This is a genomic window from Hirschia baltica ATCC 49814, from assembly GCF_000023785.1.
Taxonomy (GTDB): domain Bacteria; phylum Pseudomonadota; class Alphaproteobacteria; order Caulobacterales; family Hyphomonadaceae; genus Hirschia; species Hirschia baltica.
The window spans coordinates 1574013-1600720 of sequence record NC_012982.1 but is presented as its reverse complement, the minus strand read 5'-3'; the positions used below and the strand labels follow the sequence as shown (position 1 = coordinate 1600720).

Sequence of the window (26708 nt, the reverse complement as noted above, 5' to 3'; positions counted from 1 at the left end):
TATTGCCCTAAATGGAGCCTAAATTTATGTCCCAATCGGATGATCACATTTCTGAAACCGCCCCTCCTCCAAAGTTAAGGGCTGGTGCCTCGGATATTTCGTGGCCAAACCGCAGATATGCTTGGTATGTGGTTGCACTCCTTACATTAGCTTATGCTCTTGCTATTTTGGACAGGGTTTCAATTGCACTTTTGATTGAACCACTGGAAGCTTCATTACACATAACAGATACTCAATTTGGCTTGTTGCAAGGGTTAGCCTTTAGTTTGTTTTACAGCGTTCTAGGTTTACCTATTGGATTGCTCTGCGACAGAACAAAACGTACTCCCATTCTTACTGCAGCCCTTGCACTTTGGAGCCTCGCTACTATGGGGTGCTCGCTTGCAACAACCTTCGAAGAACTATTCTTCGCCCGTATTCTTGTGGGTGTCGGAGAAGCTGCCCTTGTACCTGCCGCGGCTTCTCTTATCGCAGATCTGTTTCCACCTTCAACCCGTCCTAAAGCATATGGTGTTTTCGTAACAGGGAGCTCTCTTGGTACAGCCGCAGCTTTTCTTTTCAGTGGATTATTTCTTCATCTATCACATGGATTAATCAATGACATACCTCACCTAGCAAGCAATTTTCAAAGCTGGCAACTTGTCTTCATAATGTGTGGTATGCCGGGGGTAGCTCTATCTCTTATCATGCTGCTCACCATGCGCGAACCTAAACGCCAAGGTGTAGAAACGACTAAAACTGAATTTAGTTTTAAGCCAATTTTCAAACTCTTTTCAAAACAACCAGTTGCATTTGCCACTTTAATAGGCGGTACAGTGCTAAACCTTGTTTGTGTATATGCTATTATTGGCTGGCTTCCGGCAATGTTCATAAGAGTTCACAATTGGGAAGCCTCAACCGCTGGCCAAATACTTGGATTGGTCGGATTACCAATCAGCTTATTTGCAGCAGCTAACAGTGGCTGGGTAATTTCATGGTTAAATAGCAAAGGTCGAACAGACGCCCCAATGCTTGCTGCCGCCGCATGCGGGATTTCCATGCTGATTTTCGGTACAGCAACCAGTTTGGCTCCGACAGGCCTACTTGCTATCATCGCATATGCCTTGAACGCATTATTCGTAAATTGGAATATCTCTGCTGTCTATTCCGGCGTCTCTCAAATATCTCCTAATCAGCTTCGTGGACAGGTTATGGCTCTGCATACAATTGCATCAAGCCTAATCGCCATGACAGCAGGAAACTTCTTTGTCGGTTTCCTGACAGATACGTTTTTTACTTCACCTGAAGGTATTTCATACGCCCTTGCAATCGTCTTTTTTACGTGTGGAACTGGCTCCGCTATTCTACTCACATTGGGACGTCATGCTTTCGCAAAAGCTGTAGCTGCAAACGAAGAAAAAGTAACATCCAATGACTAATATCAAAACAGAAACTATCCAGCAAACACACCTTAGCGAAACAATGATGCAAGACTTAATTGCAGTGCTTGGCGAAAACGGATTACTAACAGATGATGCTAGTTGCACACTAAACTCATCTGATTTGCTAAACCAATCTGGACAATGCTCTGCCGTCATAAGACCTGCAAATAAAGAAGAGTTGTCTAATGCCGTCAGCATACTCTCAAAAGCCAATATAGCTATGGCCCCCCGAGGCGGTGGACTGACGTATGTTAATGGTTATACGATGCCTAAAAACGGCTTTGTTTCAGTGGATCTTGCGAGAATGGATCGCATCCTCGAAATAAACGAACGCGACCTCTACATAACCGTTGAACCTGGAGCAACTTGGAGACAAATCTACCTCGCATTAAAGCCGAAAGGATTGCGTTTGCCATTCTTTGGAACTTTTTCAGGACGGGGCGCTACTGTCGGTGGCGGATTATCTAATGGTGCTCTTTTTTTAGGCACCGCACGATATGGCTCAGCAGCAGAGATCGTACTCGGTATGCAAATTGTGACGAGCGATGGCTGCCTACTTCGAACTGGACAACTAGCTGTCAAAAATGCAAAATCGCCTTTCTTCAGAACATTCGGGCCAGATATGACTGGAGTTTTTGTACATGATGCAGGTGCACTCGGAATAAAAGCGCAAGCCACCCTTCGTATGATACGAGAACCAGCCGTAACTGAATATCTTTCCTTTGGGTTTAAAGATAGAGCAGCAGCTGTAGAAGCTTTATCTGAAATTGGACGTAGTGAAGTTGCAGAAGAAGCTTATGTAATGGATCCCGACAAGACCAAAGCAGCTCTTTCAGCCGATACCGACCTTGTTCGTGATGCAAAAATGCTGGCAAAAGTTGTGCAACAAGAGAAGAACATTTTCCGTGGCATAAAAGCAGGTACGAAACTCGCAATATCTGGACGAAACATCGTTGAAGATGGATGTTTTTCCATGCACTTAGTACTGTCAGGTCGCAGTCGCCACGCAGTTGTACAAGATATGGAAATAGCGAGAAAAATCGCAGCGACCCTAAACGGTGAAGAATTGCCAGATTCTGTACCTCGTGCTGGTCGAGCCGACCTGTTTCCACCTTTGGACTCTGTTTTGGGACCAAATGCTGATCGTTGGATAGCGTTAAATGCAAAAATAGCTCACAGCGAAGCGCCAAGCCTCGTTGATGCTGTAGAAGCTTGCATTGATAAGAATATGAACGCCTTCAACCAACACGGTGTTGTTGTGTCAAGATTATTAACAGTGATAAGCAATCACGCTTTTAGTTACGAACCTGTCTTCAATTGGCAAGATTCATGGCTACCAATGCACCATGAAAAACTTAGCCCTGATGCCAAAAAGAAACTGACAGAGCCCAAACCAAACCCCAAAGCTAGAGAATTAGTCATGAATGTTCGTCAAGAAATAATTGATATATTCAGAGACTTTGGAGCTGCATCAAATCAAATTGGACGAACTTACCCCTATGCGGAAGTCCTTCATCCAGAACCCCTCAAATTACTACTCGATATTAAAGGGTCGGTTGATCCCCAAAATATTATGAACCCCGGTGCCTTAGGCATAAAGTAGAGAGTAGAAAATGAGTAGACCCCATATTGAATTTATTCAAACTCAAAATGTCGATTGGCAGTTAACAGTCGATGGAACATCTATTAAACTTCTAAATGCTGCACCGGGTAGTACTGATTCTACGTTATTGGTCAGGTATCCTCCCGGATACAACACTCCCTCTAGTATCAAAGATATGCCAGCTGAAGAGTATTTTGTACTCGAAGGAAGCCTTTTTATAGGGAATAGATTTTGTGAGCTTCATGCGTATGGTTTTCTACCCCAAAATGATCGTTCTCCTGCACGTTCTTCAGAAAAGGGCGCTACAGTCTTAATTTTCCGTCACGCTGAAAATGATCCTAATTGCCTATCAGATATTGCAGATCAGATCGAAATAGACACTCCCAAAATGCAATGGGATGTCTCAACATATGATCCGAAACTAAGCCACCTTCGCTTAGCACGAAAAGTGTTGCGCCTTGGTCCCAATGACAGCTGTCGTACTTTCTTGCTAGCGGGTATGCCCCATGGTGTACCAGATGATACAAAACTTCCAAGTGAGACACACGACCATTGTGAGGAAATGTTTATGATAGATGGCGGGATGTGGACGCCAGAAGGCTTAATGCATCCAGGTGCATACTTTTTCAGGCCTCCTCACATTGTCCACGGACCACATGTATCGGAGTTTGGATTTTTTCAAATTATGCGCTCACCTGGAGCAAATAAAATTGTAACCCATTGGTCAAAGGACAAACGGCCTCTGCCTATAGGAACCCCATACGCTCCCACTTTACCTATTGGTTCTCCAAAAAATTGGGGACGACCATATAGTATGGGCTCCAAATTTTAAAGCCAGAGCATTCATTCTAAAACTTTTTTAAAGGGCCACCGACACGTGGCCCTTTATAATTAATTTCAAAGTATAACTTATGATCTCGTAAGTTCCACAAGTTCATACCATGTCATCATGTACCCATCTACTCCACCCTTTAGAAAAATAGCATCCTCATCCGCAGTAACCCAACAGTGATAATCTGGATGCGCCTCACCACTCAACGAAATCATACCACCACTTTCATCAGTAAAGCGGTAATGATAGGCATCAAAAGTTCCAGCTTTCACAGTTACTTCTTCTTGTCCCTCAAAGACCAGCTCCATATTCGCTTCAGCAATTAACGGCGGTGATGCACCACGATGATCTGATGATGGAAGGAATGTTCTCAATTTATGTGTATGCGGGCCTTTAGATCTATCTACTTTCTTGGTAATATAAGCGTCACCGGCAATAGGGTGGGTTCCAAAGCCATCATAATACCCATTTGTTGGAACTTTCTGAGAAACACGACCGATAGATGGTCCGAAGCTTTCACACTCGATATGGTCGTCGAGCATTCGGAATAAACCTGCTCCCATAAATTCATCTCCAATCGTCAGACGCACAAAGCAGTCCATCGGATTGTCGTTTTCATCGACACTATATGTAATATCTCTCAAAACTGTTGGATCGGGATCTTCCAATTCACAACGAGCGCGTAGTGTTCTTTTTCCATCCTCATGCACAGTGAATGTAAAAAACTCTCTTCCCCGCTCTTCACCTTCTCTTCCCGGTTTGCGAGACGTATAGAGGATTTTTCCGTCTATTGTTCTGTGTTTCATAGAACACTCCTTTCATGTTAAAATTCAATTGTTACAAAGGTGTCGCGAGACCAAGATAGCTGGCCACTAAAACAAGTCCCCAAATCACCAACACCGCTGGTTGCGTCTGAGAAATAACATTTGCAATAGCTTGGTCTGAGTCGGGAGATGGACCGTCCATTTTCATTTCAGCAATAGCTGGACCTAAAGGCTTCAACATTCGCCGAACTATTAGCCCCATTAGAACACAGAGCGACAAGGCAATCATTTTGAAACCAATGAATATCGGAACATCTATAAATTTGATGAGACATGCCCCACCCGCAAGCAATAAGCCAATAAAAATCAAGTATCTGACTGCTAGATCAAGCTTGCGAAGAGATTCGCTCGGCCCTCCGTGACGTACGTGAAGCAACCAAGCTAGACCTAACCAAGCAAAAGCAAGAATCCACATCAACAGCATAAGTATCGGAGAAATAAATAACCAGGATTTTACTACTGCAAGAGTTAATCCTGTAGGGAGAGCAAGAATCAGTGCTGTCCGAGGGGCCATATCAATATCATTTAATATTTTTAGAGCCAACATTCTTTCAGAAACAGAACGTTTTGGATCAACAAGGAAACGCGAACCATAAAATGCCCCCAAGTCACCACCTAACCAATATACAGGTATCAAAATATGCAAAAGTGTAAGGAGCGCGATTTGCATTATACTTGCTCCTTTACAAGCTGAGGCAATTCACAACTAAAAAAATCCGTCATGACTTTTTTCCGTGTAGTCCCAAATTCATCCGCATCAAATCGAGGCAAAGCTTCAAAGCGTCCCCCCTTTAAGGCCTTTGCAACCTTTTGAGATGTCTCAAAAAGTGGATCATTTTCTCCCGCCAAAATAAGAGAAGGAACTGAGATAAGCGGTAGCCGTTCCCCAGCACCCCAACGAAAAGCAGCCCTGTAATTAAGGTGATAAGTTTCGCTAGCTTTTAGGACTTCAAGGACCCAAGCCCTAATATCCTCAGCGCTCCCAAGCCCATTATCACGCCGTCCTGCACGAGTTCGTTTATACCAAGGAAAAAAGAGATATTGATCACGACAGAACTGAAATATTTTGGATAAGTATGCTCCTTCAAGGTCAGCAGGAAAAGGAAACGCGTAATTTGCCATCAGATCGTCTAACTCTTCTGAAGTTAGTACCATCACCCCATCGATTATTAGGCGGTTGATTTTTCGAGGTGCAAGGATAGCAAGTTCAGCAGCTATAGTTCCGCCAGTGTGTGATCCGTAAAGGTCGACTTTTTCAAAGCCCATCACCTCACAGAAATTTAAAATGGAATGTGCCAAGTCAATTATCGTCGGCTCATCAAGCGGCAATGCATCACTATCACCATTACCAGGTGTATCTGGCGCTATGACCAACCGTGAATCGGAAAAATCTGAAATCAATTTTTCCAGCTGACGCGAACTTCCAGGAGACGCATGCAATAAGAGCAATGGTTTTCCTTCTCCAGCAGTACGATAATGTATCTGTCCATGCTCCACATCCACGAAGTGTCGCCGAATTTTATCTTTATACGTCAAGCCTACTCTCCTAAATTACATTGAACTTTCAAAATCATTGGGCACGTTCGATAACTTCCAACAAAGCCCCATCAGGTGACTTCATGACCCCAGTCATTCTGCCTTCATACAAGGCTCCATGACGTCTGACTGGTGAACAATCCCAATGTCCTTCCAACCGGCTAAAATCTGGATGTTCAATAGTTGTAATTGCTACTCCCGGAGGCAGTTCCCCTTGATGCTTTTCTCTCTCAGTCACTTCGCTTGGATATTGATCCAACTCAAGAAACACCTCTCCCCGCCATTTCACGGTTACAAGCTCAACTTTTTCATCTTCATGCAGGTCGAATGCGAGTGAAATCATTGAATAATGGATAGCAACAGGATCAATCATTTCGAAACCGAACACGCGCTCAATCCAAGCAATAGATTCTCGCAAATCGCGACATGCCAACACCATTATAAAAGGTCGATCGACAAGGGATTGTGGAACAGGAAGGCCCGTAGAGGGACCATCAGCTTTTATTTCCGTGAGATATATAACTTCATTATCTGGACCTCGCACTTGCATAGGTTTTACGGTTGGAAATCCATCTAAAGGCTTGGGTGCACCAATAATTTCAAAGGGTGATTCCACCATTCGTTTATTGACTTCTTCAACATCCTGTACACAAATTTCTGTCGCCGCCCAACCAAGCGTTCGGATTGGAGCGTAAGACTCGACTGTATCGCCTTGAATCAGTCTTAAAAAAACCTTCTGCCCAGAAGCAGGTTGCATAATTACGTACGGTTTTCCCGCACTGTTAGGTGCTCCCCAACTCGCAGCTAGACCAGCATTAATATTGCCGGTTTCAACAATTGAATACCCAAACCAAACTTCATATCGTTTGGCTGTATCTTTGACATTTTGAGCGATTAAGGTAGCGCATTTCAATAAGGTCATTTTTATTGTCCACAATTTGTGCCAGCAATAGGCAGCTGTTATCTATTCTTCATCACCTCAATGATGAGCGTTCAGGTCAACTCAAAGGTAGAGCCAAGGTCGATTGCGCCTGTGTTCTCGACGAAAGGCTTCAATCTCAGGCATATTTTTTCGAGTAAGTTCGATTAAATCTAGCGCTTCTAAAAGCATGGTTTGAGCACTACATTCTAAGCTAAATTCATACTCTTGCTCATCGACTGACAAACGCATGGATCGCATATCTAACAAGAAATCTTTTCCAGCTTTGGCTTGAATAGCTAACTCATCGATCGTTTCCTGATTGAGTACCACAGGAGCAATTCCATTTTGAATGCAATTTGCTCTAAAAATCGGTGCGAATGATGGGGCGATAACCGCTCGGAAACCATATTCAACAAGTGCCCACACAGCATGCTCTCGGCTTGAACCGCACCCAAAGTTATTGCCAGAAATTAAAAATTTCGCAGAAGAATACTGCTTCTGATTTAATTCGAATTCTGGATTTGGTATTCTCGTGTCCTGTTCGAGATAACGCCAGCCAGCAAATAACCCTTCAGCCAAGCCAGACTTTGAAACCGACCGCATCTCTCTGGAAGGAATGATAGCATCTGTATCTATATTCTCACGCACCAAGGGAACTGCATGTGATACAAGCTTAATTAGAGGTTTCATAAAATTCCTCCAAATCTTCTAAGCTTACAATACGACCCGCAATAGCTGACGCCGCGACTATTTCAGGAGACGCAATATGTGTTCTTGTATTAAGTCCTTGTCGACTCTCAAAATTCCTATTGGTCGAGCTAATTACCCTTTCCCGAGGACCAAAACTTTCTCCACCAGCAAAAAAACACATCGAGCAACCGGATTCACGCCATTCAAACCCAGACTCTCTAAAAATTTCATCCAATCCTTCAGCTTCGGCTTCTCGTTTAACTTGAGTAGATCCCGGTACACATATTGCGCGTACATTGGCTGCTATTGTCTGCCCTTTCAGGACCGCAGCAGCCCTACGCAGATCAGAAATACGACTATTCGTACACGAACCAATAAAAGCACCATCAATCGAAAGCTCTTTGAGTTTTTTTATACCCGTTAATCCCATATATTGAATGGCACGATCATACGTTTCACGACCATCACCTAATTTAAGACTCTCAAATTCTGGAATTTCTTCACTAATGGAAATGGCGTGTTGAGGACTATTCCCCCAAGTAACCATAGGACCTATTTGAGATGCATCGAACTGAAATGAAGTATCAAATTCGGCCTCTGCATCACTTTTTAGAGAAAGCCAATATTCGCTGGCCCTATCCCAATCTTCACCTTTTGGAGAAAACGGTCGGTCTTTTAAATAGGTCAGACTTTTATCATCTGGGGAAACAATTGCAGTAAAAGCAGACAGTTCCGTTGCCATATTGCAGAGCGTCATGCGGGCTTCCATATTCAGCCCAGAAACAGCTTCTCCAGCAAACTCGATAATGTGTCCCTTCGCACCAGCTGATCCAAGCTTACTTACTATATATAAAGCCAAGTCTTTAGCCGTAACGCCTTCGGACAAAGTCCCAGTTATATTAATCCTCATGTCCTTAGGACGTTTCATCCGAAGAGTTGCAGTTGCCAACACATGCTCAGCTTCAGTCGAGCCGATTCCCCAAGCTAATGCTCCAAAAGCTCCCTGGGTACAGGTGTGACTGTCTGGACAAACTAATGTACAGCCAGGCAAAACAATTCCTTGCTCAGGTGAAATGACATGAACAATTCCTTGGCGCGAATCATCCATATCAAACAATGTTATCCCGCCGATTTCAGTTTCTTCGCGAAGAGCTTGTAGAAACTCTTTGCCCGTCGGCATCATCGTATCATCAGTCCTGTTAGGAAACGTATCGACGATATGGTCCATCGTTGCGAAGACGGTCGAAGGAGCAAGCACATCCCGCTCCTTTTCACGAAGCCCTTTTAGAGCCACACCACCAGTTCTTTCGTGCAGCAAAAGACGATCGATTGCGAGAAGTTCGACATCACTATCGAGCGATGTCACAACGTGTTCATCCCAAATTTTTTGAGCAAGGGTTCGGGGTATTGATGGATTGTTCTGCGGGTTCATATAATTAACAATTCAAATTCCTAGTAAACGCATAAAGACAAAACTGATCACTCAATCATCTGTCTTCATTTTCGTTTCCTTCTAGCTGAACAATTTTTTGAGCACCCAGCTCATGAATGCGTTCTTGCGTAATCCCAATTTCCTCTAGGATATCTGCAGTATCCTCCCCGGGCTTACGTAAGTTCAATCGAACGCCTGGTAACTTGCCATCCATTTCCACTGGAACTGCAGGCAACCTTATTTCGTTTCCATTTGGTAAAACTAGATCCAATAAAGAACCGTTTGCATTAAGATGCTCATCTTCTAGCAAATCTTCAGGTCGGGCTATTGGAGCAAACGCAACAGCCGCCTCATTCAATTTCGCTAACAGGGCGTCTCGAGAGAAACTTAGAAACAACTCTCGGATTTGTGGAAGCAACTCTTCCCTCGCGCGGACTCTGTCATTATTTGTTTTGTATGCAGAGTTACTGGCAAGATGCATCAACTTAAATGTCGATGTAAAAGCTTCCCATTGAGAATCACTGACGACACCAACAAACACTTGTTCACCAGGAGAAGATGTCTCAAATACATCATAAATAGCCCACGCAGACGAACGCTCAGGCATAGGATTCGGTGCCACACCTGTTACTGCCATCTGAGCAATGTGCTGACCAACCATAAAAGAAGTGGTTTCAAATAAAGATGAGCATACATTTCCACCAACACCTGATTTAACTCGACGTTGTAATGCTGCCAAAATACCTATAACGCCAAACATTCCACCAGTTATATCAATAACTGATGCGCCTGCTCGCAGTGGTCGCCCAGGAGGCCCGGTCATATAAGCAAGCCCCCCCATCATCTGCGCCACCTCATCCAAGGCAGCCCGTTTCTGATAAGGGCCATTGAGAAAACCTTTAGCCGAGTAATACACAAGTCCAGGATTGCTTGTTGAAAAAACCTCTGGCCCAAGACCTAATTTGACCAGAGCACCCGGTCTGAAGTTTTCAATAAGTACATCTGACCTATTCACCAATTCCTTTGCAATTTCGATCCCTTCCTTGGATTTAAGATCGATTGAAATACTTCGTTTATTACGATTAAACATCGAGAAATAGCCCGACCCTGAACCAAGTAGTTGTCGTGTTCTATCGCCACCAATTGGCTCTACCTTTATAACCTCAGCACCAAGATCTGCTAAGATTACACCTGTTGATGGTCCCATGACCATATGACTGAATTCGACGACCCGAACACCTGAGAGTGGAAGTTCATCGTGATCATTATCAAGCTGCATTTTAAAATTCTCTCTCGACTCTATTCATTTAATTGTTATAGTTTAATACCAAATGGATCAACCGGAAAATGCAAATGAATATTTTGATCAGTGAGGTCGGCCCTAGAGACGGACTTCAAAATGTATCGTCAATTATGCCTACAACAGCCAAAAAAGCTTGGATTGACGCAGCTTTCGCCGCTGGCATTCGGGAGATAGAGGTCGGGAGCTTTGTTCCCGCCAAGCTGCTTCCACAATTAGCTGATACAAATGAAATTGTATCCTATGCAAGGCAAATTGAAGGATTAACAGTAGCTGCCCTAGTTCCGAACAGTCATGGAGCGCGCAATGCTATTAATGCAGGCACACATAAAATAACTTTGCCTCTTTCTTGCAGTGAATCACATAGCATTGCCAATCTGCGCCGCACACACGAGCAGGTGTTGGCAGAAGCGCGCAGTATTGCAAATATGATAGCGGAGCTACCAGCAAAATCTCGACCACATTTCGAGGGAAGTTTATCAACGGCCTTTGGGTGTACAATTGAAGGCAATGTTCCAGAAGACAAAGTCATAGAACTCGCTGAAGCACTCATGGAAGCAGGTTGCGACGAAGTTGGTCTCGCGGACACAACCGGTTATGCCAACCCAACGTCGGTGAAAGAACTTATCAAGAAAATATGGGGCGCTGTGGGGCAGGAAGCACTCACTGGAATACATCTTCATAACACTCGGGGGCTAGGTTTAGCAAATGCTTATGCAGCCTTAGAAGTTGGTCTAACAACTTTCGATAGTTCATTAGGTGGACTAGGAGGCTGTCCCTTTGCGCCGGGTGCAAGCGGTAACCTTGTCACTGAGGATTTAGTCTATATGTTTGAAGCTATGGGAATTTCTACGGGTATAGACTTAGAAAGTCTTTTCTCAGTACGTCGCCTTGTACAAGAAAGTCTACCAAGCGAAGAATTCTATGGTTTCGCACCAGAAGCCGGGCTTCCATTAGGCTTCTCTCCTACCACACCTTCTCTCCCTAATAATCAATTAGCAGGATCACGTTCATGAGTATAATTGGCACTAAGATGGTTTCAGATGGTCGTACCGCGAAGCAAATTTTTGAAGAAGTCATAAGCAATCCCTCGCGTGCCAAATTTGGTTTTGGTGATAAGCTTGCTATAGTTAATGTCGACATTCAAAATGCCTACACTCGGATAAATGAATTCAGTACAGCTTACGAAACTGACCCTCGGCAAATCGAATATGTGAACACTATTTCGAATTTAGCGCGGCAAAAAGAAATGCCTGTTATCTGGACGCATGTTGCATTTGCAGACAATGCATCCGACGCAGGCATTTGGGGTACAAGAACAGATACCCCCGACTCCCTTCAAAATATCAAATATGACAGTCGTCGACATCAATTCGATGACAGATGCGATATCCATAAAGATGATACTATTTATACAAAACGTATGCCATCGGCATTTTTTGAAACACCTCTACAAAGCCTGTTAGTTTGGTTAAAAGTAGATACTTTAGTTATCACCGGTGGCAGTACTTCAGGCTGTGTTCGCGCAACAGCTGTTGATGCATTATCACGTGGTTATCGCGCGATCGTTCCTATCGAAACGTGTGCAGATAAACATGAGAGTTTTCACTTTGCGAATTTAACTGACCTAGCGCTGAAATATGCAGATGTTGAGCCTGTAGAAACAGTCGTGAATTGGCTTGAGGCTCAAAAATGAATAATGGACAACCAGACCCTGGTCTCTATGAGTACAATGCTTACAGGAACCGTCCTAAAATAGAATGGCCTGATGGTAAAACTGTCGCTGTATGGGTATCTCCCAACCTTGAATACTATGAGTTAGATCCACCGGAAAATCCTATCCGTAAAAGCTGGAAAACTCCAGCTCCTGACGTAACTGGCTATTCTCATCGTGACTATGCCAATCGTGTAGGACATTGGCGTATGGCCGAGGTGATGGAGCAATATGGCTTTAAAGGGTCAGTTTCACTTTCAGTTGCCCTGTGCCAGCACATTCCAGAAGTCGTAGAACACGCCAACGAGCTAGGTTGGGAATTTTTTAGCCACGGTATATATAACACACGATATTCATATGGCATGAGTGAAGAACAAGAACGCACCATAATTGAGGACTCGATCAAAACAGTTAAAAACGCCACGGGACAAGACATCAAAGGTTGGTTAGCACCAGCATTAACGCATACACCAAGAACACTGGATCTCATTGCAGAATATGGTCTTACATACACATGCGATCTATATCATGATGATCAGCCTATGCCTGTATCTGTCAAATCCGGTAAACTAATATCCATGCCCTATAGCTTGGAAGTAAATGATCATTATGGCTTCTTCATCTATAATATGAGCCCTCGAGAATATGCAGATACTCTTATCCGTCAGTATGAACGTTTAGCGGCTGAAGGCGAAAATTCCGGCACAGTAATGTGCATTCCCTTACACAGTTATCTTATAGGTCAACCACACCGAATTGGACCATTCGCCGAAGTACTTCGCTACATCAAAGAGGATGGACGAGCTTGGATAACTCAAAGCGGTGACATAGCAGACCATTATCTTGCTAATTATTCCCATTTGGCGGGAGCTAAAAATGACTATTGATAACTCCTATATGATATACCGAAATCGTCGACGCGGTATGGATCACGACCTTTACAAATGGTCGAACATATTTTCTCGCCCTCCTTTAAAATGGCCAAATAACAAAAACGTACTTACTTGGATTGTCATTAATTTAGAATGGTTTCCAATTACGCCAAATGACACCCCATTCAAAGCGCCGGGACATATGCAAACAGCCTATCCTGATTTTAGGCATTACACATCTAGAGACTACGGTAATCGCGTAGGAATTTACCGCTTACTAGATGCACTAAAAAAAATTGACGCGAAGGTTTCTGTTGCCGTTAACAGCGCGATTGCTGAACGTTACCCTCAACTAGTAGCGGATATTTCCGCTGACGGACATGAAATCATTGCACATTCAACCGACATGAATGCAACCATTGCATCTGGCGTTGCGATAGAGCAGGAAGAAGCGCACATAATTAGATCTCTAGCCGTTATTGAAAAAGCCACAGGCAAACGCCCCATTGGTTGGCTTTCCATCGCGCGCTCTCAATCATTCAACACCCCAGAATTACTAGCTAATGCAGGCTTGTCATACATGTGTGATTGGGTAAACGATGAACTGCCCTATCTGATGAAAACCAAAGCTGGCGAAATTTTCAATTTCCCTCTGAATCATGAATTATCAGATCGACAAATCCTGAATGTCCAACAACATTCTGTAGATTCCTATGTGCAACAAATCAAAGATGCTTGGACATGGCTCAACTCTGAATCGAAGCAATATGGCGGGCGCATTTTACCACTAAACATAACACCATATATAATGGGGCTTCCCTATAGAATGGAAGCATTTGAACAACTTTTGTCTTGGCTAAAGACTCAGGAGCAAAATGACTTTGCAACGGGTACAGAAATACTCGAGACCATTAGTGTAAACTAAAGCATCACCGAATAGAAAGCATGTTTCAATGAGCAAGACTCTATATGAGAAGCTGTGGGATTCGCACGTGGTTTGCGACATCAGCACAGATGCTACACTTTTATATATTGACCGGCACTATCTTCATGAAGTGAGCACCCCGCAATCTTTTGAGGCACTTAAAACAGACGAATTGAACGTCAGGCGTCCAAAAACAAATATTGCAGTCGCAGATCACTCTGTTCCGACCATTCGTAACGGTCGCCCTATTGCAGACCCACAAGCTGCTGCTCAAATTGCCCTACTCGAAAGCAATTGCGAACATTTTTCAATCCCGTATATTCCTCTAGATAGTGATGAACAAGGAATTGTTCATGTAATAGGACCCGAACTAGGTCTCTCTTTGCCTGGAATGACTATAGTTTGCGGTGATAGTCACACATCAACGCACGGTGCTTTTGGAGCGCTTGCCTTTGGGATTGGTGCCAGCGAATGCGGAACTGTAATGGCAACACAATGCCTATTACAGAAAAAATCAAAGACAATGCGGGTGCACTTCACCGGTCAATTGCAGAACGGAGTTTCAGCAAAAGACCTTGCTTTAACCCTGATAAAAAAAATAGGAACTGCTGGTGCTGTAGGATACGCAATAGAGTTCACCGGACAACCAATAACAAACCTTTCAATGGAAGGTAGAATGACGCTGTGCAACATGGCTATAGAAGCCGGATCACGTACAGGTCTAGTAGCACCAGACGACATCACATTTGAATACATAAAGGGCAGACAAAATGCCCCGAAAGAAATAGACTGGAAACATGCACTCAAGCTTTGGAAATCTCTTAAAACAGACACTGAAGCACACTATGACAAAGAAATACAATTGTCCGTGGATGAAATAATTCCTCAAGTAACCTACGGCACGCGACCTGACCAAGGCCTTCCAGATGATGGCCACCTACCTTCTGGAAATACCAATGAAATCAGAGATGCATTGTCTTACATGGGGTTAGAACCAAACGCTGCTTTTTCAGATTTCAAAATTGATTATGCTTTTATTGGAAGTTGTACCAACGGCAGAATAGAAGACCTTCGAGCAGCCGCGTCTCAAATTCAAAATCGACACGTAGCAGAGGGTGTAATAGCACTGGTTGTTCCTGGCTCTGGCTTAGTTAAAAAACAGGCCGAAAAAGAAGGGTTAGACAAGGTATTTATTGATGCTGGATTTGAATGGCGCTCTCCAGGTTGTTCGCTTTGTGTCGCCATGAATAATGATCGCCTTCCACCAGGTAGTCGGTGCGCATCGACTTCCAATCGCAATTTTGAGGGCCGTCAAGGCGCTATGTCTCGTACGCATTTACTAAGCCCAATAATGGCGGCAGAGGCCGCCATTGCCGGTCACATTGTCCAAATAAAGAACCCCAATTGATGCAACCTCTTACCGTTATAAATAGCACTGCTATATCACTACCGGAACCTAACATAGATACGGATATTATATACCCAGCTCGCTTTCTAACTGACACTCGAAAAATTGGGCTTGGTGAGTATGCCTTTTACGATCGTTGTGCAAATGATCCTAATTTTCCAATTCATCGAAGAATAAAACAAGAGATTTTAATCACTGGCGAAAATTTTGGCTCAGGCTCCAGTCGAGAGCAGGCACCCTGGTCTTTAGCTGACCTTGGTTTGAGAGTACTTATCGCACCAAGCTTTGGAGACATTTTCTACGGAAATTGTTTTAGAAACGGTCTTCTTCCAATCCGCCTACCATCATCCGTTATTAACGAGCTTCATCAGTTTGCAAAAAAACAGGTTGTATTTGAAATAAATCTTATTGACTGCGAGATTAAACTCAATGTGGAAAACCGATCTGTTCAATTTGAAGTGCCATCAGATGGCCGAGAATCATTGCTCAATGGCTGGAATGAAACCACACGCATTCTTGAAAATTATACCAATGACATAATCGCCTTCGAGCAAAAGCAACGCTCGGACCAACCCTGGCTCTGGAAATAGAGAACCCTATGACTGACACAAGACTTAAAGATAAACTCCAGAAAGAAGACTTTTTTGTCGTTCCTGGAATTCACGACATGATTACCGCTGTCATAGCGGACCGTGTTGGCTTTGATATCGTTTACGGCACAGGGTATTGGTTAACCGCCTCCAGTTTAGGCTTGCCAGACGCTGGAATCGCTACCTACACGCAAATGTTGGATCGCATGTCGACACTAAAAAAGACAAGTAATGCAGCTTTGATTGCGGATGCTGATACTGGATTTGGCGGCCTGCTAAATGTTGCTCATACTGTGAAGGGATACGAAGCAGCTGGAGTATCTGCCATACAAATAGAAGATCAAGAATTTCCCAAAAAGTGTGGGCATACTCCATTCAAACGCCTCATACCCATTGAAGATATGGTTCGTAAGATTCAGGTAGCTTCAGATACAAGTGAAAATATGCTTGTTATTGCTCGAACAGATGCACGCCAATCTGAAGGCTTAGACGGAACACTTAGAAGACTGGAAGCGTACGCTCAAGCAGGTGCTGATATTCTCTTCCCAGAAGCGTTGACCAATGAAGAAGAAATGCGCAAAGCATGTAAAACATTTGATAAGCCAGTCATGGCCAACATGGCAAATGGGGGGCTGACACCTGTTCTCAACGGAAACACCTTAAAAGACATCGGCTATGCATTTGCTATTTACCCTTCTTTGACAAGTTTGATCTCAGCAGCAGCTGTCGAACAATCACTCATAAAATTACGTGACAATTTGGATGGTGAACCGGCTGACATGAAAATGTTTGATTTCAAAACTTTCTGCGAAATGATCGGCTTTAAAGAAGTCTGGGAATTTGAAAAAAAATGGGCTGATTAATTCGGTACCTATGTAAAATAAAAGCCCAGCCAGAATTTTCTGGCTGGGCTTTTATTTTATAACTTTTAATTCCAGAATGCTTCCTATTCCGCCGCTACATCAACTGAAGATTTCCATTGTGGTCGTTTCGGAGCTGGAAGCCCAGTCTCTGATTCACAATTCATTCGCAGTGTCTCAATATCTGGTCCATAGTTAAAGACACCTAACGCAGGACGTTCAGCCTTTATCTTCGCTCTTAGCATCTCTGTTCCATCAGGATCTACATTCCCTTCAGAATCAACAACAACACCATATTTTTTAGCGCCTTCAACTGTCACAAGACCTTGTATGACTTCTTGTCCCACTAATGCCGACTCACGGTCCAAGGGGTCACCCCAACCTCCTCCCCCCCAAGTGATAAAGTGCAGCACATCGTTTGCTTCTACAGCTAAGTCTTCGATCTTATTAGATATAATCGTCTGCGTTCCGTCTGATTTTTCTAATATTTTACGCGCACGCGCCCCTGGCTCACCGCCGTTCACACCCCAAGGAGGCACAAACCAGCGGTCGTCATGTATTGCAATTTGTCCTGGCTCAAGAAAACGGTATGACATTTTAATACCATTGCCGCCTCTATGCAGTCCAGCACCCCCACTATCAGCCACGGTCTCATAGTTTTCTATTACCATCGGAAAATACCGTTCTAGAAACTCATTCGGTATATTGGTAAAACCTGGCCATAAAGAGTGACCGTCAGGACCATCCCCTAATGGTCGACCAGGTATGCCTCCAAAGCCTATCTGGAAAAGTTGGAAGTATTCACCTTGCTTGTCATAACCTGAATAAAATAGGTGTGGTGAAGACGAAAACCCCGCAGCATTCAAGAATTCCGGTGTCTTCTGTCCAAGTAAAGCCCCTAGAACATCAAAAATTCGTCCTAACGCATGTGTGCGTCCGGAGAGGGCTGCAGGGAATTTTGGCTTAAGCAACGAGCCTTCAGGAATTCTTACATCTATCAGATCATAAAACCCATCGTTAAACAAAATTTGTGGGTCAAAAACCATAATCATATATATGCCGAAAAACATTCTCAGCATATTTTCATTTAATAAGAAATTTATGGATGCTGGACTCTGAGGGTCAGTACCATCAAAGTCAAGGACAACTTTCTCGCCTTCTCTCCACATTGTACATTTGATTTTGTATGGTCCGAACCCCATACCATCATCACAAATGTAATCTTCGAAAGATACAGGCTCTTTTCCAATAGATGAAGCTATAAGCGACTTCATTGCTTTATAATTTCTCTCGAGAAGTTCTTCACAAGCCGATACTAATACATCATCGCCGAACCGATCAGCCATTTCAATCACTCGATTGCGAGCCACTTTACATGATGCAATCAAGGCATTTAGATCCGCAGAACACCAATCGGGTGTACGGACCTGATGCATAATTAGTTTAAATACATCTTCGTTATATTGACCTTGTTTGTATAACTTGACTGGAGGTATACGCACTCCCTCCTGAAAAATACTTGTGGCGTCAATTGGCATAGAGCCCGGTACCTTCCCCCCAATATCTGATTGATGACCAAACATAGAAGTGTAAGCAATAAGACGACCATCTTTGAAAACAGGTAATAGAACTAGCCAATCATTTGAGTGACTAATTGCGCCACTTACTGAATATGGATCAGACAACATAATCAAGTCACCGTCTTCAACAGTTCCGTCATATCCGTCAAGGAAAGCACCTATATAACTCCCAAATTGACCGACAATCATTCTACCTTTGTGGTCAGCAATAAGTGGAAATGCATCCCCCTGCTCTCTAATACCCGGTGACATAGCTGTGCGAACCAACGTTGCATCCATTTCCACACGGGCGTTACGCAAAGCATTTTCGATAATGTCGAGAGTAACGGGATCAATATCAACCTGATCAAAGGGCGCTTCATTACTTTGAATAATTTGTGCCATCTGAGTTACTCCTTCAATGTAATTAAAATATTTCCAACTGAATCGACCGTCGCTTTACAATCGTCTTCAACGAGGGTTGTAGAGTCCATTTCCACAACAATAGCCGGACCTAGAATTTGATCTCCAGCACAAAGGCGCGAGCGCTCGTAAATTGCTGCAGACACCATTCCGCCATTTATCCAAAGCTCATGATCACGTATCTTAGCTGCAGACGGGTCTCCTGTACCTTCAGGTAATTTTGCTGCTTCAAGATCTGGAATAGGGCCGAGAGCAACTGCACGCAGGTTAACAATCTCATGCTCACTATCCATATTAAAGGTGAAAAGGCGATTGTGCTCCTCGTCGAAACGACCCGTTAGCCAAGACACTCCTTTTTCTCTTAAGTCTTCAGCACACAAATCCATCGGCACTTCGAATGCCTGCCCAGAATATCGCACATCAACTTCAAAAGTAACTGTAATATCGTCAGCATCGACACCTTCTTGTAACAACTCAGCTTTCGTTGAACCGGCCATTTCCTGCAAAATAGCTATAATCTCTGTTTGAGAGGTATTCGACACAAGTTTAGAGAACGATCTGGCAGCCTCGGTACGCATTCGAGTGGTTGCATCCCCCAGAGCACACAAAACGCCAGGAGATACAGGAGATATTGCGGGCCAACTCCCCATTAGTTTGGCCACAGCATTAACGTGCAAAGGACCAGCTCCCCCAAATCCCATTACTGCGAAATCTCGTGGGTCATATCCTTGTTGAACAGATACCATACGAAGAGCGCCAAACATATTCTCATTAACGATATCTATTATGCCGCGAGCTGCTTCATATAATTCTATTTTCAGAGCATCAGCGATTGTTTGAACAGCGGCTTTCGCACCTTCACGATCAAGCTCAAATGAACCACCCAACAAAGATTCAGGCAAATAGCCTAAGACAACATTTGCATCTGTCACGGTGGGTTGCACACCACCTTTACCATACGCGACAGGTCCTGGTACTGCTCCTGCGGACTCAGGTCCGACACGAAGCGCTCCTGTCAATTCTGGGACATAGGCAATCGAACCACCACCAGCACCAACTGTTTTAACATCAAGTGCAGACGCCCGCACAGACAAGTGTCCCACCTCAGTCGTCCTAACGCGTCTAGCCTCCAGGTTCTCAATCAATGCGACATCTGTAGAAGTTCCGCCAACATCTAAGGTAAGAATATTTCGAACTCCTGCATTTTTTCCTACCCAAATGGCTCCTGTGACGCCACCAGCCGGTCCAGACATGAGAAGATTCACCGGATGCTCTTCAGATTTTTGTGATGACATTAAACCGCCATCAGATCTCAACAAAGATAGGCGAGCATTCATGCCGGACTGAACAAGACTTTCCCTCAAATTTCTTACATAACGTCCCACAACGGGTCGAACTGCTGCATTAGCAACGGTTGTCAAAGTACGTTCATATTCCTGCATTTCCGGCAAAACCTGATGACTAAGAGAAAACGGGATGTCTGGAAGTATTTCTTTGATAAGCGTCCCAACCTGCCGCTCATGCTCGCCATTGAGATAAGCATTCATCAAGGAAACCGTTACTGCTTCAACATCACGATTTTTCAACAATTCAAGTTGAGCTCGAATATCAGCCTCATCGACAGGCCGGAATTCTTCACCCTTGGCATTCATACGGCCTTTTATTTCGAATGTGTCTTCCAGTGCAGCCATAGGTTCAGGTTTTGGCCATACAATCCAACCAGCAAGCCCACCTGGAACAAAACTGCGGGCGATCTGCATCATTTGCCGATAGCCCTCCGTCACGATTAATCCAACTCGGGCTCCCTTTCCTTCCAGAACAGCATTGGTTGCAACCGTTGTTCCATGCAACAGAACATCAACATCCGACGGCTTAATACCAGCTTGATCGCAGATCGCATTTACGCCAGTTAATATACCAACAGAACTGTCCGCAGGGGTTGAAGGGGTTTTATGACGCCAAAATTTTCCATCTTTCTCACTAAACAGAAGGAGATCCGTAAACGTTCCTCCAACATCAACACCTAGACGATAGGCCATTTGCAATCCTTTTTTTCTGACGAAACTCTATCGTGATACTCAATCACGCCAATTTTCACTTTGCAGGGTATCTCTTGCTGTCAGCTGAGATCTACGACGACTTTCCCCATTGATCGCCCTGACAAGAGCCGATCAACAGCGTCATACACACCATTCAACCCCTTAAATTGCGGCTCATCAAAAGTGACTTTGATGTCTCCTGCAGCAAACCTTTCAAACAACCAGGTACGCGCATCCGGCCAGTGATCAGTTAGTAATCCATTCATAAAACCACGTACTGATGCGCCTTTATAATAAAGTTTATTGGCTATCCGTGGGGCCGTAACAATTTCAGGTTCTCCTTCAAGGTCCTGAGCAGCTCCCCCAACAACTAACCGCCCATGAACAGCGATATTATCTAGAAAAGCATCGAATATGCTTCCGCTAACTGTATCTACGGCGACATCAAGGCCATCTTTGAATTCCGTACCGAGCACGTCTGCTACCGACTCGGTCTTGTAATCAATTACACGATCTGCTCCCAACCCTCGAACAAACTCTCCTTTAGTTTGCCCACCACAGACTCCGACTATTCTGCAATCATGCAGCTTTGCAATTTGAACAAGTAAATGTCCTAGCCCACCTGCGGCGGCGGATATTGCTACTGTTTCTCCATTCGCTAAAGCACCTGTCTGCTTAAGAGCTACATAAGCAGAAACCCCAGTTGAAGCTAAGACGAGCCATTCTGGACGAGTGTCTGGCACTTTCACAAAATATGATGCAGGTGCTGTATTCCATTGTCTGTATCCTGAGGGAAATCGAGTTGTAACAACTGCATCACCTTCAGATAAGCCGACAACACCTTCACCGCATGCTTCAACGACTCCTAGCGCTTCAACACCTGTCAAAGTAGGTAATTGCACAGAAACATAATCAACAGCGTTACGAGCAATCTGAGTGTCAAAAATTCCATTGATGCCGCAATAAAGGTTACGGACTTTAACCTCACCTAAATCAGGATCACGTAATTCTTGGCTTACTATTTTACTTGCTTCTCTAAAGGTACTGGCAAATTTCTGTAATTGAATTGCTGTGTAATTCGTATTCATGACAAGTCTCCGCGTGCTGGAAGTCCAAGAACTCCGGGATTAAGAGTTCCATTTGGATCCATCACTCGTTTGACCGCATTCAGTATCTCAATAGAAGTCTCATCGCGTGAATTCACGTAGGGATAGGTCCGGCCAATTTGAAAATGTCCGCAACCATATTTTTGAAAAATATCCAGAAGCTCTGAACGCAACAGTTTAACCAAATCAGTTGCAGCAGGGTTTTCCTGACGTTTGGTAAGCTTCTGGATATGTGAAGCCTCCATCCCGTCTTCATGTATCTCCCGCCATCCTTGTGGCCAGAAATAAACTGGTTCTATTATCAAAGCATTGGTCGACATAGATGTGAACAAAAAGCCAGTTTGCACACTCAAAGCTTTCATTTCTTCAGCATGAGCATCATATGCAGCTTGTACTTCATCAAAAATAGCCGGTGCATTCTTAAGAGAAGCTACACAATGAATAGGAACCCACGCTTCACCTGTTGGGCCAACCATACTATTTAATGCAGGAAATGGCATTGAACGAATTATTTTAGCAATTGAATTTTCGATCTTCTTTCCATTGAATTTCTGAACAATTCGTTCTGCCTCGCTCATGTCCCATTCAACGCCCGCACTTGAGCGGCCTTCACAAATGACATGAAGAGGATATTCATCAACTCCAACAATGTTTCGTCCACTTACAGCGATCTTAGAAGCGGACATAAGTCCTTTGAGTAAAGATTTTTCTTTGCCAACAACTGCCCCAAGTGTTTTCACATCAGCCGTTAAGCTGGCGCGCGTTAATCTAACTTTTGTCAAACCTGGATCAAACGCACAAAGTTCACAGGCAACTCCGGCCCGACTGAGTTCAGCCATAGCAAGCAAAAGATCTTCACCTGTCTTAAAAGAAAATGACGATTGCAGGTCATGATTTGGCATTGTCATTAGACGAAGTGTAATTTCTGCCTTAACCCCCAAAGCACCACAATCACCACAGAACAATCCTGCTAAATCTGGACCAAAGTGACGATAAAACGGCTCATCACCACCAACTCCGCGCGCACCAGTTCGGATAACAGAACCGTCAGCCGCCACTACAGTCATTGCAACAACACTCTCACTAGATGTACCGTGATGAGCAGCTCCGAACATCGCATTTAATTGTGAAATACCGCCACCAATAGTCGACTTCAACCCAGACATGGGCCCCCAAAATGGCGTCCTCAAACCCAGTGGATTTAAAGCATCATTCAATTGCTTCCACGTCACTCCAGATTCCACAGTGACGGTCATATCATCACGACTAATAGATAAAATCCGGTTCATACGGCTCATATCTAAGGATACTGTTCGAGGACCGGCTGGCACATAACCACCCGTATAGCTCATTCCGCTGCCTCGCGGCGCGATAAATGCACCAGCTTTATGGCTTAACGATAAAACCTCTTGTAGCTCCTCCAGAGAACCTGGAGACACAACCATATCGACCGTATGCTCAATTGGCAGCCATATGTCTTGACTATACAAATTTCGCGTTTCTGCATCAGTTTTAACATTCTCCCCTCCAATTAGAGAGGCAATGTCCAAGGCAAGCTTGGAACCATGTATCAACGGCACGGTGTCAGACATCTCAAAATCAACCAATTCTACAATCAAATCTCATTTGTACTAATGTTATGACATATTAATATTACGCGCAAGCACGAAAATGAGATGAATCTATTTCAGGCTAATTTTCGTGCAATCTTGGCTGCATTTTTTCCAGCAATGCCACCCAATACAACAGCAGTGGTCAATCCCATTGCAGGCAAATACCCCCAAGAAGACGGGCCAGATACAGATCTTGCTGCACCACCACCGGCGAAAAGGTTAGAAAACGAACGGCCGTCACGGCGTACAACCCTAGCCTCACTATCTATCTGTAAACCGCCCTGAGTGTGATATAGTGCACCAGTCACACGTATATAGTGAAAACTTTCAGAGAGTGCTGATACTGAGTTTGACCAATTACGTCCCAAAGAATCCGCTCCACCGTTTTCTACAGCATTACGAATTGACAGAAATGTATCTCTCAGACTCTGTTCAGATACACCCATTCGATCAGCCATGATTTCGATACTAGAAGCAGTTTGAATAACACCCAGCTTTTTTAATTCCTGCATTTCAGGAATATGCTCACATTCCCCACAAATACGGGCGTCAAAAACAACCCATCCGGTCCCGCCTGGCTGTTCCGATAAAGGCAAAACCATACCAGCAATATCATCCGACTCGTCAGTAAAACGCCTTCCAAGGGAATTCACAATTACCCCCCCTTCTATAAGAACATTTGGAGGTACAGAGATTCCAACAGGATCCGCCAACATTGCATATCCTTGATAACTACCCATATCTCCAACAGCCGCACCAAGACGCTCACCGATTAATACAGCGTCGCCTTCGCTACCCTCATGTCCATTAAATCGGAATGCTTTGGTTTCCGGCATGAATTTTTGCGTCATACTTTGATTTGCGCCAAACCCACCACTTGCAAGAATAAGCGCATCACATCCAATAGTTTGCGATTCACCATCTCCACCTTTAATGACAGCCCCAATAATTTCGCCATCATCACCAATGATTATATCTACCAGTTTCGTATTAAGCAGAACATCAACCTCGACATCACTTAATCGGCGATGAAACCACTGCACCATATCTTTACCAGAATGCCCCGCCCAGCCGTGTATACGAGCGCGTGAATTGCCGTAAGAAGGCTTAAATCGCAGATCAAGCGTCCATGGGAAGTTGTGACGCTGGACCAACCACTCTAAAGTTTTTGCAGACCCTTCAGATATTAACCGACTTATGACCGGATCCGCCATTCCCTTAGTCTTTTTTTGAATATCTTGAAAAAAGATTTCGGGACTATCTTCTATTCCCGCTTCTCGTTGAAAATGCGTTCCTGCAGCGCAAAAAAGTCCCTGTGACATACCTGTCGAACCAGTAGGATTGTCATCTTGCTCTATAAGCAACGGCTCTAATCCAGCATCCCTTGCTGCCAAAGCTGCCGCAGCACCGCACGCCCCGCCCCCCACAATAAGGACAGGAACTGAAAATTCAAATGTTTGCTTCATTATCGAGCTAGCTCATCGCCAAGGTCTTCAGAAGCAACATCAGTATTAGTTGCTGATGCTTCACCCCGCTGCTGAAGAACACGAAGTACACGCGATATGTATTCTTGAACCCATAAAGCTCGCTCGTCAGCAGCCTGCTTATCTGGAGTGTAATTCTCCACTTCTGCTCGCGTCAGTATACCCTTACTCTCAAGCAGTCGTTCAAGTGTATCTATTCGTTGCCGTGCAACTGTGAGCTCTTGCGAAACAGAAAGCGTTATAGCCAACACTGTTTCAACATCCTCATCCAAAAACCAAGGGCGTTTACCTGCTGGTTTTGCGCCAGCTTCACGAAGTGCAGCTTCAATGCTCATTACACTTTTCCTCCGATAACATGCCAAGCAGCTTTACGTCCAAAATCTTCGCTTTCATCTTCCGCTGCATCTGGAAACAATTCTTTATCCACCACGCCTGTCACTCCGCCGTGAATAATATTTTTAGCGTCAAACCCTGCATCGACCATCTGTTGAGTTAAGTCGATTTCATGCATACGACTCCAAAAAGGCTCATTGTTATAAAATGCATCCCAATCACGCATTGTTTGCTCAAAGATCGGCATGTTTGAAGTATATTGAGGTTGTTCTACATGAAGAACAATTCCACCAGGCTTGAGAAGGCGGCGCGTTTCATTGAATATATTTCGTAGAGCACTAGAAGAAAGCTCATGTAAAAACATAGTTGTTTGAATCCAATCAAAACTTGCATCTGGAAAACGCGAAAGATCCTCACCACTTGCTTGAACGAAACGAATATTTTCAACATTAAGAGACTTAGCTCTAGCAAGCGCGTATCTAAGTACCGGCGCCCCAACATCCACCACAGTCATTTGAGCATCAGGATATGCTTCTGCAATCGGCAAAGAACTATGGCCGACAGTCCCACCGATCTCTAATATATTTTTGGGGTGAAAATCCGGTAAATTCTTCTTTACCCAATTAACTACAGCCTTCCCACCGCCATCAGAATACTTCCCGAGCAATCCTGCTGTCGTCACAAACCCAGCATGATCGTAATTAGCACCATTTGTAACATCTCCGGCAAAATACTCACTGTGGTAACTTCCAGGCATACAATGGTGATCAACGCCCGAAACATATCTTGGAATAACAATCTCGGAATCTAACTCTAACCTATCATCATCGTTTGTAAGCTCTTTAGCAATTTCAGCTAATCGTTCACGCTGGCGTATCGCAGTCCATCTACCAGCCTGTTGACGCTGCTCCATAGTTGCTCGTCGTACCGCTGACCAGAAGCAAAAAATCGAATTTTCGAGCAAAGCTTTTCTTGCCTCATGACGGTTTGAGATGCCGTGCCCATGTTTTTTTTGAAACTTTGGTTGAACTTCTGTTTCATACGCCGCCCTCACACCAGGAACGATGCTGGTAGATAAAAAACGATTCATTTGAGCTAGGTAATTTATTCTTTCAACTTCATCATGGCTTGTCTCAGGAAAAACCGCATGACGACCAACAACACGATAATCTGGCGGCCCCTCATATACATGTGGCGAAGATTGAGAATTATGTTCCACGAC

At 44.1% G+C, this 26708-nt stretch carries 24 protein-coding genes; 10 read left to right on the top strand and 14 right to left on the bottom strand.

The genetic code is table 11. The annotated features are described in order from the left end of the window. Positions 1–26 precede the first annotated feature (26 nt). From HBAL_RS07605 to HBAL_RS07595, 3 genes are read left to right on the top strand one after another with little or no spacing between them, the layout of a single operon-like run. Positions 27–1418: an MFS transporter gene (locus HBAL_RS07605; RefSeq protein WP_015827358.1), complete on the top strand. Its 1392-nt coding sequence runs from the start codon at positions 27–29 to the stop codon at positions 1416–1418. Beyond that, positions 1411–3024: an FAD-binding oxidoreductase gene (locus HBAL_RS07600; RefSeq protein ID WP_015827357.1), complete on the top strand. Its 1614-nt coding sequence runs from the start codon at positions 1411–1413 to the stop codon at positions 3022–3024. Before HBAL_RS07605 ends, HBAL_RS07600 begins: the two co-directional genes overlap by 8 nt. A gap of 10 nt (positions 3025–3034) precedes the next feature. Beyond that, positions 3035–3856: a cupin domain-containing protein gene (locus HBAL_RS07595; RefSeq protein WP_015827356.1), complete on the top strand. Its 822-nt coding sequence runs from the start codon at positions 3035–3037 to the stop codon at positions 3854–3856. A gap of 77 nt (positions 3857–3933) precedes the next feature. Here the strand turns inward: HBAL_RS07595 and HBAL_RS07590 are convergent, their stop codons facing one another. From HBAL_RS07590 to HBAL_RS07560, 7 genes are all read right to left on the bottom strand, one after another. Then, complete coding sequence (locus HBAL_RS07590) at positions 3934–4662, bottom strand: DUF3108 domain-containing protein (protein ID WP_015827355.1); 729 nt, start codon at positions 4660–4662, stop codon at positions 3934–3936. A gap of 31 nt (positions 4663–4693) precedes the next feature. After that, a complete protein-coding gene (locus HBAL_RS07585) occupies positions 4694–5350 on the bottom strand; it encodes a hypothetical protein (protein ID WP_015827354.1) in 657 nt (218 codons plus the stop codon). Beyond that, complete coding sequence (locus tag HBAL_RS07580) at positions 5350–6216, bottom strand: alpha/beta fold hydrolase (protein WP_015827353.1); 867 nt, start codon at positions 6214–6216, stop codon at positions 5350–5352. The genes HBAL_RS07585 and HBAL_RS07580 overlap by 1 nt, the downstream gene beginning before the upstream one ends. Before the next feature lie 34 nt (positions 6217–6250). Then, positions 6251–7138, bottom strand: a complete 888-nt coding sequence (locus tag HBAL_RS07575; protein ID WP_015827352.1) for a VOC family protein — start codon at positions 7136–7138, stop codon at positions 6251–6253. A gap of 81 nt (positions 7139–7219) precedes the next feature. Continuing rightward, positions 7220–7828 carry a 3-isopropylmalate dehydratase small subunit gene (gene leuD, locus HBAL_RS07570; RefSeq protein ID WP_015827351.1) on the bottom strand — a complete coding sequence of 203 codons (609 nt, stop codon included), beginning with the start codon at positions 7826–7828 and terminating at the stop codon, positions 7220–7222. Further along, positions 7812–9260 (bottom strand): 3-isopropylmalate dehydratase large subunit, encoded by a 1449-nt coding sequence (leuC, locus tag HBAL_RS07565; RefSeq protein ID WP_015827350.1) that lies wholly within the window; start codon positions 9258–9260, stop codon positions 7812–7814. Before leuC (HBAL_RS07565) ends, leuD (HBAL_RS07570) begins: the two co-directional genes overlap by 17 nt. Before the next feature lie 55 nt (positions 9261–9315). Continuing rightward, on the bottom strand, positions 9316–10539 hold the full coding sequence (locus HBAL_RS07560; protein ID WP_015827349.1) for a CaiB/BaiF CoA transferase family protein: 1224 nt from the start codon (positions 10537–10539) through the stop codon (positions 9316–9318). Positions 10540–10613: 74 nt separating this feature from the next. Here HBAL_RS07560 and HBAL_RS07555 point away from each other — a divergent pair, with 74 nt between their 5' ends. From HBAL_RS07555 to HBAL_RS07525, 7 genes are read left to right on the top strand one after another with little or no spacing between them, the layout of a single operon-like run. Then, entirely contained in the window at positions 10614–11576 is a 963-nt protein-coding gene (locus HBAL_RS07555) for a hydroxymethylglutaryl-CoA lyase (RefSeq protein ID WP_015827348.1), read from the top strand. Beyond that, positions 11573–12256, top strand: coding sequence for an isochorismatase family protein (locus tag HBAL_RS07550; RefSeq protein ID WP_015827347.1), 684 nt, complete (start codon positions 11573–11575; stop codon positions 12254–12256). Before HBAL_RS07555 ends, HBAL_RS07550 begins: the two co-directional genes overlap by 4 nt. After that, entirely contained in the window at positions 12253–13161 is a 909-nt protein-coding gene (locus tag HBAL_RS07545) for a polysaccharide deacetylase family protein (protein WP_015827346.1), read from the top strand. The genes HBAL_RS07550 and HBAL_RS07545 overlap by 4 nt, the downstream gene beginning before the upstream one ends. Continuing rightward, the gene (locus HBAL_RS07540; RefSeq protein ID WP_015827345.1) at positions 13151–14071 is read left to right on the top strand and encodes a polysaccharide deacetylase family protein; all 921 of its coding nucleotides are present in this window, start codon (positions 13151–13153) and stop codon (positions 14069–14071) included. The genes HBAL_RS07545 and HBAL_RS07540 overlap by 11 nt, the downstream gene beginning before the upstream one ends. Positions 14072–14099: 28 nt before the next feature. Continuing rightward, on the top strand, positions 14100–15479 hold the full coding sequence (gene leuC / locus HBAL_RS07535) for a 3-isopropylmalate dehydratase large subunit (RefSeq protein ID WP_015827344.1): 1380 nt from the start codon (positions 14100–14102) through the stop codon (positions 15477–15479). Then, a complete protein-coding gene (leuD, locus tag HBAL_RS07530; RefSeq protein ID WP_015827343.1) occupies positions 15479–16069 on the top strand; it encodes a 3-isopropylmalate dehydratase small subunit in 591 nt (196 codons plus the stop codon). Before leuC (HBAL_RS07535) ends, leuD (HBAL_RS07530) begins: the two co-directional genes overlap by 1 nt. An 8-nt stretch (positions 16070–16077) precedes the next feature. Continuing rightward, complete coding sequence (locus tag HBAL_RS07525; RefSeq protein ID WP_015827342.1) at positions 16078–16932, top strand: isocitrate lyase/PEP mutase family protein; 855 nt, start codon at positions 16078–16080, stop codon at positions 16930–16932. A gap of 83 nt (positions 16933–17015) precedes the next feature. Here the strand turns inward: HBAL_RS07525 and HBAL_RS07520 are convergent, their stop codons facing one another. The 7 genes from HBAL_RS07520 to HBAL_RS07490 all read right to left on the bottom strand — a co-directional run bounded on the left by HBAL_RS07520 (position 17016) and on the right by HBAL_RS07490 (position 26705). Next, entirely contained in the window at positions 17016–18893 is a 1878-nt protein-coding gene (locus HBAL_RS07520) for a hydantoinase B/oxoprolinase family protein (protein ID WP_015827341.1), read from the bottom strand. 5 nt (positions 18894–18898) lie between these two features. Beyond that, a complete protein-coding gene (locus HBAL_RS07515) occupies positions 18899–20950 on the bottom strand; it encodes a hydantoinase/oxoprolinase family protein (protein WP_015827340.1) in 2052 nt (683 codons plus the stop codon). Between the two features lie 80 nt (positions 20951–21030). Beyond that, a complete protein-coding gene (locus HBAL_RS07510) occupies positions 21031–22038 on the bottom strand; it encodes a zinc-binding dehydrogenase (protein ID WP_015827339.1) in 1008 nt (335 codons plus the stop codon). Then, positions 22035–23648 carry an FAD-binding oxidoreductase gene (locus tag HBAL_RS07505; RefSeq protein ID WP_015827338.1) on the bottom strand — a complete coding sequence of 538 codons (1614 nt, stop codon included), beginning with the start codon at positions 23646–23648 and terminating at the stop codon, positions 22035–22037. The genes HBAL_RS07510 and HBAL_RS07505 overlap by 4 nt, the downstream gene beginning before the upstream one ends. 95 nt (positions 23649–23743) lie before the next feature. Further along, on the bottom strand, positions 23744–25135 hold the full coding sequence (locus HBAL_RS07500) for an FAD-dependent oxidoreductase (protein WP_015827337.1): 1392 nt from the start codon (positions 25133–25135) through the stop codon (positions 23744–23746). After that, the gene (locus HBAL_RS07495) at positions 25135–25488 is read right to left on the bottom strand and encodes a hypothetical protein (RefSeq protein ID WP_015827336.1); all 354 of its coding nucleotides are present in this window, start codon (positions 25486–25488) and stop codon (positions 25135–25137) included. Before HBAL_RS07495 ends, HBAL_RS07500 begins: the two co-directional genes overlap by 1 nt. Beyond that, a complete protein-coding gene (locus tag HBAL_RS07490) occupies positions 25488–26705 on the bottom strand; it encodes a class I SAM-dependent methyltransferase (RefSeq protein ID WP_015827335.1) in 1218 nt (405 codons plus the stop codon). The genes HBAL_RS07495 and HBAL_RS07490 overlap by 1 nt, the downstream gene beginning before the upstream one ends. Positions 26706–26708 lie beyond the last annotated feature (3 nt).